At 70.3% G+C, this 13,319-nt stretch carries 11 protein-coding genes; 6 read left to right on the top strand and 5 right to left on the bottom strand.

Annotated elements, in window-relative coordinates; all coding sequences use genetic code 11:
* Nucleotides 1-51: 51 nt before the first annotated feature.
* Entirely contained in the window at nucleotides 52-1,785 is a 1,734-nt protein-coding gene (locus tag CMC5_RS30950; RefSeq protein ID WP_050433771.1) for a thioredoxin family protein, read from the bottom strand.
* A gap of 195 nt (nucleotides 1,786-1,980) precedes the next feature.
* Between CMC5_RS30950 and pgm the strand changes: the two genes are divergently transcribed.
* Both pgm and CMC5_RS30940 read left to right on the top strand, forming a co-directional pair.
* On the top strand, nucleotides 1,981-3,630 hold the full coding sequence (gene pgm, locus CMC5_RS30945; protein ID WP_050433770.1) for a phosphoglucomutase (alpha-D-glucose-1,6-bisphosphate-dependent): 1,650 nt from the start codon (nucleotides 1,981-1,983) through the stop codon (nucleotides 3,628-3,630).
* A gap of 72 nt (nucleotides 3,631-3,702) precedes the next feature.
* On the top strand, nucleotides 3,703-4,212 hold the full coding sequence (locus CMC5_RS30940; RefSeq protein WP_050433769.1) for a hypothetical protein: 510 nt from the start codon (nucleotides 3,703-3,705) through the stop codon (nucleotides 4,210-4,212).
* A 119-nt stretch (nucleotides 4,213-4,331) separates the two neighbouring features.
* Here CMC5_RS30940 and CMC5_RS30935 read toward each other — a convergent pair whose 3' ends face one another.
* Nucleotides 4,332-4,886, bottom strand: coding sequence for a hypothetical protein (locus CMC5_RS30935; protein ID WP_050436230.1), 555 nt, complete (start codon nucleotides 4,884-4,886; stop codon nucleotides 4,332-4,334).
* Between the two features lie 183 nt (nucleotides 4,887-5,069).
* Here CMC5_RS30935 and CMC5_RS30930 point away from each other — a divergent pair, with 183 nt between their 5' ends.
* Complete coding sequence (locus CMC5_RS30930) at nucleotides 5,070-5,414, top strand: hypothetical protein (protein WP_156338988.1); 345 nt, start codon at nucleotides 5,070-5,072, stop codon at nucleotides 5,412-5,414.
* 78 nt (nucleotides 5,415-5,492) lie between these two features.
* The gene (locus CMC5_RS30925; RefSeq protein WP_050433767.1) at nucleotides 5,493-6,347 is read left to right on the top strand and encodes an aldo/keto reductase; all 855 of its coding nucleotides are present in this window, start codon (nucleotides 5,493-5,495) and stop codon (nucleotides 6,345-6,347) included.
* Between the two features lie 21 nt (nucleotides 6,348-6,368).
* On the opposite strand, the gene CMC5_RS30920 is transcribed toward CMC5_RS30925, so the two are convergent.
* The gene (locus CMC5_RS30920; RefSeq protein ID WP_050433766.1) at nucleotides 6,369-8,564 is read right to left on the bottom strand and encodes a hypothetical protein; all 2,196 of its coding nucleotides are present in this window, start codon (nucleotides 8,562-8,564) and stop codon (nucleotides 6,369-6,371) included.
* A 115-nt stretch (nucleotides 8,565-8,679) separates the two neighbouring features.
* On the opposite strand from CMC5_RS30920, the gene CMC5_RS30915 reads away from it, so the two are divergent.
* On the top strand, nucleotides 8,680-9,798 hold the full coding sequence (locus tag CMC5_RS30915) for a hypothetical protein (RefSeq protein ID WP_050433765.1): 1,119 nt from the start codon (nucleotides 8,680-8,682) through the stop codon (nucleotides 9,796-9,798).
* A gap of 128 nt (nucleotides 9,799-9,926) precedes the next feature.
* On the top strand, nucleotides 9,927-11,360 hold the full coding sequence (locus CMC5_RS30910; RefSeq protein ID WP_050433764.1) for a pyridoxal phosphate-dependent decarboxylase family protein: 1,434 nt from the start codon (nucleotides 9,927-9,929) through the stop codon (nucleotides 11,358-11,360).
* Between the two features lie 37 nt (nucleotides 11,361-11,397).
* Here CMC5_RS30910 and CMC5_RS30905 read toward each other — a convergent pair whose 3' ends face one another.
* Nucleotides 11,398-12,369: a serine/threonine-protein kinase gene (locus CMC5_RS30905; RefSeq protein WP_245677850.1), complete on the bottom strand. Its 972-nt coding sequence runs from the start codon at nucleotides 12,367-12,369 to the stop codon at nucleotides 11,398-11,400.
* 147 nt (nucleotides 12,370-12,516) lie between these two features.
* Entirely contained in the window at nucleotides 12,517-13,305 is a 789-nt protein-coding gene (locus CMC5_RS30900) for an alpha/beta fold hydrolase (protein ID WP_156338987.1), read from the bottom strand.
* Between the last annotated feature and the right edge of the window lie 14 nt (nucleotides 13,306-13,319).

The raw sequence follows: 13,319 nt of genomic DNA, 5'->3' as shown, positions 1-13,319 counted from the left end.
GCTTCTCCGAGGGGTGTCAACTGCGGCAGGAGGGCGTGCGGCGCTCCTGCTTCAGCGAAGGGCGTCGAAATGGCGCTCGCAGAAGGCCCGTCGCTCCTCCGGCAGCGTGGAGCAGCGAGGCCGGTGGCGGGCGAGCATGGTGATGACGTCCCGATCCTGCTTGTGCGGTGCGAGCGCGCGCGCGACCTGCTCCGCGCGGGATCTGTTGCGCCCCGAGAAGCCATCATCGAGCTGCGTGGCGAGCGTGTAGTACTGGTCGACGAGCGCGAGGAGGTATGCCCGCTGATCCGCTCCCGAGCGCTCCGCGTTCAAGGCGATGTCGTTCGCCATCCACTGGAGCCGCGTCGCACGCCCGGACGCACTCTTGCGTGCCTCGGCGGACCAGCGATGCGCCTCGTCCATGCGGCCCAGCTCCTGCTCCAGTGCGGAGAGCAACGTATAGTAGTACCAGGGCGTGGCGTCGCGCCGGGACTCCGCGATGAGCAAGGCTCGGGCGCGGTGGGGAGAGCCCGCGTGGCGCAGGAGGTACGAGGCACCGGAGACGATCGCCTGACGTTCGGATCGGCTCTCTGCGGCCAGCACCGCCGCCTGGACGGCCTTCTCCACGCGGTCACGCAACGGCTCGGAGAGCGCCCCTTGCGGCTGCTCACGGCGCGCGATGTCCAGCGTCGGACGGACCGACCAGAGACGGGTCTCCCTCGAAGCGTTCTCGTCCTTCCCGAGCGCCTCGGCCGCCTCGAGCCAGCGCTGGCGGAGAGTCGCCTCGTCGGCCATCGCGGGGGCGGCCGGCGCCGTGGCGTGTGCCGTCTCCACGGCAGGGGGAGAGGACGATGAGGGCGTGGTACCTGGAGCCGGCGGCGCCCGGGGCATGTCCCCGTACAACCACTGGAGCACGTCCGTGGCGCGCATCGTGATGAAGGTGCGGGCCGCTCGCCACGCCGTCGGATCGACGAAGATGGCATCGAGGTAGCGCTGCGCCTCGGCGCGGATGGCCTGGATTTGCGGCTCGAGCGCGTGCGTCCCGCGCCCCATCAGCGCCAGCCCCAGGGTGTGGGCCGCGAGCTGCGCGCGCTCCTGGACGCGGGCGGTGGGACACTGCGTCGCGGCTTGCCGCAGCGCGGTCAGACGCCGCGTCTGAGGCCAGAGCGTGTCGGGCAGCAGCTCCCACGCGGCGTGCGCGAGGACATGGAAGTCGTCCGGCTGCACCCGGCCTTCCTCGAGGCGCCGTACGGCCTCGATGAAGCCATGCCCTCGGACGAGCGCGGCTCGGAGCGCCGTCTCCAGCTCGGTGATGGTCAGCGCGCCATTCAAGCGGAGCAGCTCTTCTCGCTCCGGATTGAGCAAGAGGACCGTCGGGTACGCAGACAGCCCGAGTTGCTCACCCCAGCTCTGGGCTTCTTCCGTGTCACCGTCGAGGTAGACCGGCACCACGTCGCGCATGAGTTCGGGAAAGCGGGGGTGCTCGAAGACGTCGGCGGCCAGCTCGTTGCACGGTGGGCACCACGCTGCGCCCCAGTACACGAAGGAAGGCTTCCCTTCCGTCTTCGCCCTGGCGAGCGCCTGCGCAGGTGTGCCTTCGAACCAGACGTGGGAGCCGGCGTGCGTGGCGTGCACGGCCGGATCCGGCATCGGCGTGGCGGGCACTTCGGAGGGCTCTGACGCGCTCGGGATCTCGGACGGCGTGGGTGACGTCGGCTCGGAGCGGCAGGCGGTGAGGACCGCCGCGAGCGAGAGCGCACCGACGAACCTCAGGGCTGCCCGACGGCGGGGAGCGCTGGTCGACATACCGCCGATCGGAGCACAGGCGGCGCGCGTCGTCACCGCTCACGCACCCTGTGTGGGATTCGTGAGCCGACGGACGACACCATCATGGGCGGCTCGCGGACCTCGATCGAACCCCGGCGCTCGGGGCCTTCCGGACACGCCGCGCCAACAAGCTCCGGATCGCCAGCCCGGCGACGAGCTGGTAGGAACGGATCCATGCCCACGCACCCCCTCGCCGGAAAGACGGCGCCTTCCACGCTGCTGATCGACCCCGAGCGGCTCCGTGCGCAGTACCACGACGAGCGGCCCGACATGGGCATACCGGACCACCGGGTCAGCTTCGGCACCTCCGGGCACCGCGGCTCGGCCGCGCGGAGGAGCTTCAACGAAGCCCACATCCTGGCCGTGACCCAGGCCATCTGCGAGTACCGCCGTGCCCGAGGCATCACCGGTCCGCTCTACCTCGGGATGGACACGCACGCCCTCTCCGAGCCCGCCCAGCGCACGGCCCTGGAAGTGCTCGCCGCCGCAGGCGTGGACGTCTTCATCGCGGCCGAGGGCGGCTACACCCCGACCCCTGTCGTCTCGCACGCGATCCTCGTGCACAACCGCGGACGCAAGCGCGACCTCGCCGATGGCATCGTCATCACCCCCTCGCACAACCCGCCGGAGGACGGCGGCATCAAGTACAACCCCCCGCACGGTGGTCCTGCCGACACCGTCGCCACGAAGTGGATCGAAGACCGCGCGAACGCCTTGCTCTTGGCCGGGCTCGCCGAGGTGCGGCGGATGGCGTACGAGGCGGCGGTACGCGCCCCGACCACGCACCACCACGACTTCATCCGCCCCTATGTGCGGGATCTGGAGCAGGCCATCGACATGGAGGTCATCCGAGGCGCGAAGATCGCGATCGGCGCCGACCCCCTCGGCGGTGCCAGCGTCGCGTTCTGGGAACCTCTGGCCTCGACCTACGGGCTCGACATCACGGTGGTGAACCCCGCCGTGGACCCGACGTTCGGCTTCATGCCCGTGGATCACGACGGCAAGATCCGGATGGACTGCTCCTCGCACCACGCGATGGCCGGCCTCGTCGCCTTGAAGGACCGATACGCCATCGCCTTCGGCAACGACGCCGACGCCGATCGCCACGGCATCGTCACCCGCAGCGTGGGGCTGATGAACCCCAACCATTATCTCGCGGTGGCCATCGACTACCTCTTCCGACATCGACCTGGCTGGGCTGCTGGCGCTGCCGTTGGCAAGACCCTGGTCTCGAGCGGGATGATCGATCGCGTGGCTCGTGAGCTCGGGCGCCCTCTGGTCGAGGTCCCCGTCGGCTTCAAGTGGTTCGTCGACGGCCTCCTGGAAGGCTCACTGGGCTTCGGCGGCGAGGAGAGCGCGGGGGCCTCGTTCCTGAGGCGTGACGGCTACGTCTGGACCACCGACAAGGACGGCATCTTGCTGGATCTGCTCGCCGCCGAGATCCTGGCGCGCACCGGAAAAGATCCTGGAGAGCACTACGAGGCGCTCGCCGCCCGCCATGGTGCTGCGACCTACACCCGCATCGATGCACCAGCGACGCCGGGCCAGAAGAATGTGCTCAAGCGACTGTCCCCGGAGACCGTGCGCGCCGGCTCCCTCGCCGGAGAGCCCATCCTCGACAAACTCACCCGCGCGCCCGGAAACAACGCGGAGATCGGCGGGCTCAAGGTCGTCACCGAGAACGGCTGGTTCGCTGCCCGCCCCTCGGGAACCGAGGACGTTTACAAGATCTACGCCGAGAGCTTCCTCGGGCCGTCTCACCTCGATCGCATCGTCACGGAGGCGCGTGCCATCGTCGATGAGGCCTTCACCTCGGCGGTGTGAGATCGTGATGAGCCACAATCCGGCGGGCATTTCTCCTGGCTCGTGCGTGCTTTCTCCGCTACCGATCAACAGATGATGAAGCGAGCACACGGTCTCTCCGCGCTGAGTTTGCTCCTTGTCACCACGACCGCTCTGTTCACCGGATGTCAGAGCGGCGGTGACGGGGGCGCGACGTGCATCTCGTTGAACGATTTCGAGGCGGCCACCATCGAGCTGTGGCCGCCGAACCACAAGACGCACACCCTCTCCATCGACGACTGCATCGATGTGAACGAGCTCTGTGAGCCCGATGTGAGGGCCTTCTTCACGTACGCGACGAGCGACGAGCCGCGCAACGACACCGGCGACGGCAACACCGAGGACGACATCGCCAACCTGACCTGTGACTCGGTCGACCTGCTCTCCGAGCGCAAAGGCAACGGTGACGCGCGCGTGTACAACCTCGGCTTTCGCGCGATCGACGACATGGGTGGGACCATCGACGGTGTGTGCCGTGTGATCGTGCCCCACGATCAGGGGGGCAAGGTGCCCGTGGACAGCGGCGAAGCCTACCGAGAGGAAGCGCCCGACTGCGAGCCCTGACGGCCTCCGCCACGCCCCACGCTCCGCTTCACGACGGCCTCGAACCCCCCGGCGCTCTCTCGAGAAGAAGCCCCGGGGCGCCGCGGGCAAGGCCTGGCAGCGCCCCGTGCTCCTCGTGCTCATGGCAGCAGACGCGACAGGAAGCTCCACTTCCCGGAGCGACCGGACTTCATGGCCAGCACCGACGTGATGCCGATCGCGGCACCGGCGAGGGCGATCTCCATCGGCCCGACGACCGAGAGCACCCGCTGCGCCGCGCGGGCGATCGGTGGCGTCCGCTCCGAGGGCTCGGTCCCGCTCCGCACGGGGACGGCCCCACCGTGCGCCTCCCGGCTCTTGATCTCACCGCTGATCATGCTCGCCACCCCCGCCGCGATGGTCGCGCCGAGCACGATGTCCTTGGCGAGGACGAGCTGGCGCGCCTCCCGGCTCACCGAGCGCCCCGAGAGCAGCGTCCGGCCGATGAACCAGGTTGCGGCGGCCGCGCCCAGCGAGATCGCCGTGACCCGGTTGTAGCGCTTCCAGGCATCGTGGAGGACCAGCCCCCGCTCCTCCTCGGAGTGGATGTCCTTGACCGCCTCACCGAGCGCGATCTTGCCGAAGAGCGGTCCACCGAACCCTGCGGCGAGGCCCAGATCGTGAAGCACCCATGCCGACGTCGACAGTTTTCCCATGCCTCCTCCTTTCACATCACGTTCAGCCCGGATCTGCATGCTGGGTGCCATGGCGGAGCGACGCTTCCCGACGCGCTGCGGACGACCGAACGAGGCCCCGCACGACGAGGGCACCCAGTGCGCTGGAGGCCGCGCTAGGATGCGGTGTCTCCACGCTCCGGTCGCCCGAGGTGCGCGCATGCCATGAGTAAATTGCTCCTGCTCCTGGCCATCCTGGCCGTCGCCTGGTGGATGTTCCGTGTTCCCCCGCGACGCATCGATGGAGGACGGCAGGCGAAGCTCCCTCCTCCAAACCCTGAGCGGACCCGGGCGGCGAGGGCCGCGGAGGGCGACCCCATGGCCATGGTCCGCGTGTACGACGCCAGCGCGAAACAGATCGTGTGGATGGCGACCAGCGAGCTCACGGCGAGCATGGTCGAGGTCCAGGTCGACGGGATCGAAGGCCTCGTGTGGGTGGAGCAGGGCGCGAGGTCAGAGGCGGAGCGTGCCAGCGCGCGCCCGGCACCCTCGCGCGAGGCTTCCTCCTGAGCCGGTCCGCGTCTTCAAGAAGTCCCTGACTCCTCCCCGAACGCCTCGTTTGCTACGACGGCCCCAAGAGGAGGCGGGATGAAAGAGCGGCGGCTGGGGCCCGACGGGCCGATGGTGAGCGCGGTGGGGCTGGGCGGGATGTACCTCTCGATCCAGGGGCGGCCCGACGAAGCGCAGGCGATCCGTACCATCCATGCGGCGCTCGACGCCGGGATGCGGCTCATCGACACGGCCGACGTTTACTGTCACGACCACCGCGACATCGGCCACAACGAGCGGCTCATCGCGAAGGCGCTGAAGGGTCGACGAGAGCTGGTGGTGGTTGCGACGAAGGGAGGCCTCGTCCGACCGGACGGCGCCTGGAAGCGAGACGCCCGCCCGGAGCAGCTCGTGGCCGCCTGCGAGGCCAGCCTGAAGGCGCTCGGCGTCGAGCGCATCGACCTGTACCAGCTCCACGCGCCCGACACGGACGTCCCCTTCGTGGACAGCGTGGGCGCCATCGCCCGCCTCCGGGAGCAGGGCAAGGTGCACCACGTGGGGCTCTCCAACGTGAGCGCGGAGCAGATCGACGAAGCGCGGCGCGTCGTGCCCATCAACAGCGTGCAGAACCGGTGGAACCCCGGAGACCGGAGTCCCGAGGAGGACGGCGTGCTCGCCGCCTGCGAGCGGCTGGGGCTCGCCTTCTTGCCCTACTCACCCTTCGGTGGAGCGAGCGGCGCCCGCTCTCTGGGGACCATGGAGCGGCTGGCCGCCCTCGCGCAGCGCCGCGGCCTGTCTCCGCATCGCCTGGTGCTGGCGTGGATGATCGCGAAGAGCCCGGTGGTCATCCCCATCCCTGGCGCGAGGCGCGAGGAGAGCGTCCGGGATAGCGCCGCGGCTGGCGCACTGGACCTGTCGGCTTCCGAGGTCGCCGAGGTCGAAGCCACGTTCTGATGGGACCTCTCCTGCGGGAACTCAGAGGTCCATCCGCAGCAGCCGCCCTTCTGGCGTGGAAGCATCGAGCCGCGGCTCGAGCAGCCAGGGGGCCTGGCGGAGCCGCTCCGGCGGCGGCGCCGTGGTGGTGATCAGGTACTGGAACGGCGGCTCTCCCGGGAAGCGCGCCTCCAGCTCCTCGGCGTACAGGAACAGCCGCTCGTAGATCAGCTCGTCGAGATCGGCTTCGCGCGGACCGTCGTGGATCAAGAGCCCCGGGAAGTGCCCCGTCCCTTCTGCGCCGAGCGAGAGCGCTGCCAGATCGAAGGCGAGCACCTTCACGGTCTCCATCGCCGCGCCGTCGCGCTCCCCGTGCTCGGTGATGTGCAGACCGATCTCGCCGCCTCGCACATCGGCCCGCCCTCCGACCTCCCGCCCGAGCAGCGCCTGGATCACGTCGTCGAAGCGACCCGAGAAGCGGCCCAGCGCCTCCCCGTGCTGGCGCTGACGCTGCGCCTTCCGCTTCGAGAGCGCATCGGCCGCGCGAGCCGCCCGAGCGAGAGCTTGCTCGTGTTCCTGCACGTCGTCGAGTGACGCGCTCGCGTAAGTATGAAGCCGCTCGGCCTCGGCGAGCGAGGCGCGACCCTCTGCGATGCGTGCCCGGAGGGTCTGGACGGCGGCGTTCTTTTGTACATAGAGGCCATGCAGGGTGGCGCGCTCGGTCGAAGCCGCCGCCCACGCCTCGCGTGCAGCAGCGGCAGCCGACTCCAGCGTTGCGAGGACCTCGGCCGCGTCCGGGAGGCTGTGTGCCGTCGTTCCGGCGATGCCCACCGAGCCCGTCGGCGCGGGAAGCGCAGCTTCGGCGACGCGCGTGAAGCTCGCAGCGAACAGCGGAAGTGCGGCGTGTGCGGCGTGCGCCTCGGCCTCAGCCGCAGCGTGGGGGCAGCCGCGCTCCAGCGCCACAGACAGGAGCACATTGCAGCGGCCTGTCGCGCGCGGTCCGGGAGGAGCCACGATCTCCGCACTCTGACGTGGCACAGCGGGCGCGACGAGGGCCGCCCCGTCAGGAGGCGCGGCGCTCGCCCCGACACCCGCCCTCGGCGCCACGCTCGCCTCCGAGCGGCGCGCATCTTCGGACCGCTGCGCCTGAGGCGGGAATGACGCCTCCCTCGACGCTCCTTCCCCCGCGCGCGTCACCTGACGCTCCACGGCCGCCTCGGCCTCGCGGTGCTGATGCTCGCGGACGGCCTGCTCCCCCGCGGCCCTCGTGGCCTCGGCGTAGGCCTCCTCCGCCTCGACCTCCAGCTCGCCGAGGGCGGCCTCTTCCCGCTCCAGCTCCGCGCGCCGTGCGACCACATGCTCGCGCAGGAGGGTCGCGAACAGCGGCCCTGCCTCTCCCTCGTCGGGAGAGAGCGCCAGCAAGGACACCAGCCGCCGCCGGTCCTCTTCTGCGCGACGTCGCAGCAACGCGCCTTCGCTCTCCAGGCGCTTGCGCCGCTCGGCCAGCTCCTCCTGCTCCTGTTGCAGCTCGCGCTCCTCGTCCGACACCAGGTTCAGCGCCGCGCGGAGCACCACGTGCCGGTCGGCTACCGTCGGGCTCGGGCTCGACGACTCGCTGCTTGGATGCCGCAGCTCCACGACCCCCGCGAACCGGGCCTCTTGATCCCGCGCGACCCACGTCAGCAGGTGCGACCAGTCGAGCGGCCGCCTCGCATGAGGCAGCGCACGCACCGGCAGGCTCGCCGCGGTGGCCTCCGAGACCGCCGCGAGGAAGTCCTGGTAAGGACCCCGCCGCGCGAGCGCCTCCTCCACGGACACGCCCCGCACCGCAAACGGATGGAGCCCCAGCGCGAACGGGCGCCCCACCACCCAGCGCTCCCCCTGCACCACGATCTCGCCGACCGCCCAGCCCTCGGGCAAGCGCACACGGATCCGCTCCTGCGTCCGCGCGGTGCCATAGCGCTCCTCGCCGAGCAGGTAGCGGAGCACCCGACAGAGCGTCGTCTTCCCGGCGGTGTGCCCGCTGAGGCGCCCTTCACGGAGGCGGTTTCCCCCCTTCGGTGGCGTCGGTGGCGCCCACACCACGTTGAGCCCGCGGCGGAAGCGCACCTCGCGCAGCACCGCGCCCTCGTCGAGGCTCGGCTCCCGCAGCAGGAGCAGCCGCGCGATCCACACGGCCGGATCCCGTGGACGAGGAGGTGGTGGGGTTTCTGCGGCGAAGAGGTCGAGCTGATCCATCGAGGTCGGTCCGTGAGGGCGCGGGAGGGTAACACCCCGTGCGAAGGTAGGGGTCCTTGACGGCCCCTCCACGGATCCGCTCTGCTACCACCCCTCGCATGAAGGAGAGGCACCGATGGCGCGCCTTGGCGTCGCTGGCCTGGGACTGGCGCTCGTGATCGGAAGTGGGGGCTGCCGCTGCGGGGGTGCGGGCAGCGGTGCCTCCCCGCCGAGTGGCCCGCCCTCCTCAAGCAGCCTCCAGGGGGGCGCGCACCCCCTGTCCACGAGCGACCCTTCCGTCTCGTCCACCAGTGCGGCTTCTGCCTCACCGACGAGCGAGCCGGCGCCCTCGGACGCCTCGGCCAGTCCTGCTCGTCCGGGCTCCGACCTCGCACCCATCGAGCACCTGTTCCGGCTCGTGCGGCGCGGCGGTGGGCGCGACCTGAAGTTCGTCCCACCGGACCCTGCCGAGACGCGGACCTATGGCGTGTTCATCGCCGCCCTCGTGCGCCGCGTGAGCGACCCCGCAGCGCCTCCGGCGGACACCATCGCTCGAGAAGTCGGCCGCCTCCCACCTGGCTTCGAGGTGAAGCCGCTGCTCGGGCGTGGCGATCTTCTCGCCGTGGTCGAGCGCGACGACCAGCGACGTGGCGCGGGTGCGCTTCTCCTCCGCGTCGGCCCGGCGAGGCGGCTCGTCGTCGAGGCTCCCCACACGTTCTACGACGGCGGCACCCTGCCCATCGGCATCGCCGCCTTCGAGGGCCTGAAGGCGCGCGCCCTGCTCATCAACACCGTCCACCGCTACGCCGCCACGAACCACAAACCCCCTGGCGACGACGAGGCCGGGGGCAGCGCCTCCGACGTCGCCCACATCCCGATGTCGCATTTCGGCAGCGCGCATGAAGCCTTGCTCGACGTGGACCCGCGCTTCCTGACCCTCCAGCTCCACGGCTTCAAGGACGAATCCGCCCCGGGGGTCGACATGGTGCTCAGCCCGTCGCGGACCAAGCTCGACGTCGCCCCCATCGCCGCACGTCTGCGAGAGCACCTCACGTCGGTCGAGATCCGCACCTACCCGACCGAGATCGACAAACTCGGCGGTACGACGAATGTGCAGGCCGCCGTGAGCACACGCCGCCGCGCCACCTTCTTGCACGTGGAGATGTCGCGCTCCCTGCGCTCCCGCCTGGAGAAAGACCCTCGACCGCTCGTCGAAGGACTCCGTGTGGCGCTGCCCGACGACGCCGCGCGGTGAGCACTGGACGCAGCCGGCGAAGCCGGACATCGTGCGCGCCCTGTTGTTCGATTTCCTGAGGGATCTCGCCAGTCCCCCCTGACTGTCACGGGCCCCCTCGGAGCGCACGGATCGGAGAAGTTGAACCCATGTCCTTTCCTGCCGAGGGCCGCTCTCGCACGGACCTGCTAGCCGAACTGGAGAAGAAGAAGACCCACGACGTCCCCTGGGCCGAGGGCCGCGTCTTCGCTTACATCTACGACGCCGGACCCGAGGCGATGCGCCTCGTCAAGGAAGCGAACGCGCTGTTTCTGACGGAGAACGGCCTCGACCCCACCTCGTTCCCCTCCGTCCTCGAGATGGAACGCGACGTCATCGCCGCCGCCATCGACCTCATGAACGGCGGCCCCAAGGCGAAGGGCAGCATGACCTCGGGCGGCACCGAGAGCATCCTCCTCTCCGTCAAGACCGCCCGGGATCACGCCCGCAAGAACCGCCCGGAGATCGTGGCCCCCGAGCTCGTCCTCCCCGAGACCACCCACCCCGCCTTCTTCAAGGCGTGCGCCTACTTCGACGTGAAGCCCGTGGTCGTCCCCGTCGACCCGAGCACCTTCCGCGCCGATCCCGCCGCCATGGATGCGGCGATCACACCGAACACGATCATGATCGTCGGCTCTGCGCCCTCGTACGCGCTCGGCGTCATCGACCCCATCCGCGAGCTCGGCGAGATCGCCCTGCGCCGCGGCGTCCTCTTCCACGTCGACTGCTGCGTCGGCGGCATGTACCTCCCGTTCGCCCGCAAGCTCGGCCACGACATCCCGGACTACGATCTCTCGGTCCCTGGTGTCACCCAGCTCTCGCTCGACTTCCACAAGTACGGCTACGCCGCCAAGGGCGCCTCGGCGATCCTCTACAAGGACGGCGACCTCCGGAAGCACCAGATCTTCGCGTGGTCCGGCTGGATCGGGTACACCATCATCAACCCCACCGTGCTCTCGTCGAAGTCCGGGGGCCCCATCGCCGCGTGCTGGGCGATCCTCCACCACCTCGGGGAGAAGGGCTACCTCGACCTGGTGCGCAAGACGCAGGACGCCTCCGAGCGCCTCCGCGAAGGCCTGCGCGCCATCCCGGGCATCGACGTCCTCGGCGACCCGCGCATGAACATGCTCTCCTTCGCGAGCCGCACCGTCGACATCTTCGCCCTCGCCGAGGACATGAAGGAGCGGGGCTGGTACATCCAGCCGCAGTTCGGCTTCTCGAGCTGCCCTCAGAACATCCACCTCTCGGTCGGCGCCGGCAACGCCGCGAACGTCGACGCTTTCCTCACCGACCTTCGCGAGGCCGTCGCCCAGCGCAGCGCCCGCGAGGCCCCTCCCGCTGCGCCCGAGCTCCCGGAGCCGCTCCTCGCCCTCTTCGAGAACCCCCCGCCGGACCTCTTCGATCAGCTCGCCTCGATGATCGGCTCCGACGGCTCGACCATGCCCACCCGCATGGACGTCATCAACAACCTGATGAACGCCATCCCGCCCAGCATCCGCGATCGGATCCTGATCGAGTTCATCCACCGCCTCTACACCCGCTGACCGGGCGCCCTCCTCGCCGGCGCGCCCGCGCCCAGCGTCAGCGGACGGGCAACCGATCGCCGGCCCGCACCTGACCCTGCGCCACCGCCAGCACGTAGACCGGCGCCCGCCCTGCGCGCAGCGCCCGGATGTCGGCCCGCATCGTCGCCGCGTCCGGGTACCGCTCCCCCTTCGCGAACGCCAGCGCCCGGTCCACCACCGCGCACACCGACGGCGGCAGTGCTGGCGCGACCGACGCGAGTGGCGGCGCCTGCTGTGTCGCCGCGGCGATGAGCAGCATCGCCCCCTCCGCGTCCCCGTGAATCCAGAGGCCCGACAGCAGCCGGTACATCGTCGCCCCCAGCCCGAACAGATCCGTCCTCCCGTCGACCTCGTTCACGTCGCCCAGGGCTTGCTCTGGCGCCATGTACTCGCAGCTCCCAAGCGCCACCCCCGTCCGCGTCACCGTCTTCTCGGGCAGCTCCGCCACCCCCTCCAGCAGCGCGTCCATCGCCCTGGCGATCCCGAAGTCGAGCACCTTCAGCCGCCCATCGTGTCCGAGGTGCAGGTTCTCCGGCTTCAAATCGCGGTGCACCACCCCGTGCGCGTGCGCCACCACGAGCACGTCCAGCACCTTGTCCGCGAGCGCCAGCACCTCCTCGACGGGCAGCACGCCCATCCGGGCCATGCGATCGAACAGCGTCTCGCCCTCGAGCAGTTCCAGCGCCAGGTACGCCGTCCCATCGCCGGTGATCCCCGACTCCAGCACGTACGGCAGCCCCTCGCAGAGCGGCCCGAACGCGGCGAGCGCGCTCCCGATCGGCCCCTCCCGCAAGAACCGCTTCCGCAGCTCGTCGTGCTTCGAGAGGTGCGGGTGCAGCACCTTCAGCGCGGCCGTCCAGCCGTCCCCGTGGCGACCGACGAACACGCTCGCCATGCTGCCCACGCCGATCAGCCGCTCCACGGTCCAGGGACCAATCTGCGTGCCGATCCGCTCCGTGGCCAGCTCGTCGTCCGGATCCATCTCCATCCGAGGGCGAGCCTACCATCCTCGCCGAGCCGAGGGCACCCGCGGCCCAGCGTGTCGTTCCGGCGATCGCGACGCACGACATCGCCTACGCACCCACAGCCATGCCGACGCGTTCGGTCCGTCGTCGTTCGATCGTCCCTGGAAACATCAGCTCGGTGCGCGCAGCACGCGTCGCACGAACGCCGCCATCTCCGCCAGCACCTCCCCCGGCCGATCCCGGTGCGGTGCGTGTCCCACACCGTCCAGGATCAACCGCTCGGAAGGACCACCGACCTGGGAGCAGACCGCCTCCACCTGCGCCAGGGTCCCGTACTCGTCGGCGCTCCCCTGGATCACCAGCACCGGCGCTCGCACGGATGGCAGCACCGACTCGATGTTCCACGAGCGGAACGCCTGACTGAGCCACACCTCGGTCCACCCCCCCACCATCGCGTCGGCATCGTCGTGGCGCTGCGCCAGCTTCTCCTGCAGCTTGCTGCCGGGGTACGCCGCCTGGAGCACCGCGATCGCCTCGACGCACACTGGCTCCACGAACACGTGCGGCGCCTCCAGCAAGAGCCCTCGCACCCGCACCTGCTCCTCGGCTGCGTGGAGCAGCGCGATCGATGCCCCGTCCGAGTGCCCCACGAGCAGCGCATCCTTCACCCCCGCCGCATCGAGCACGGCGGGCAAGAAGCGGTGCGCCTCCTCGTGCATGAACGAAGCAGGGCGGGGGAGGGGAGCTGGTGAAGAGCGACCGTACCCGAAGCGGCTGTACACCAGCGCCGCGCAGCCCGTCGCCTCCGCGAGCGCTGCCGGGAAGTCACGCCATGCCGCCGCGCAACCCAGCCCCTCGTGAAGGAACACCAGCGTCGTCCCGCCCTGACGCCCGAACCGTGCCACCTCCACCCGTCGCCCGTCGATCTCCAGAAAGCCAGCCATCTCGCCCTTTGCCATCCCGTACGGCTCCA

It is taken from the genome of Chondromyces crocatus (genome assembly GCF_001189295.1).
Taxonomy (GTDB): Bacteria; Myxococcota_A; Polyangia; order Polyangiales; family Polyangiaceae; genus Chondromyces; species Chondromyces crocatus.
The sequence above is the reverse complement of the archived record's forward strand: the minus strand, read 5'-3'. Positions and strand labels throughout refer to the sequence as shown.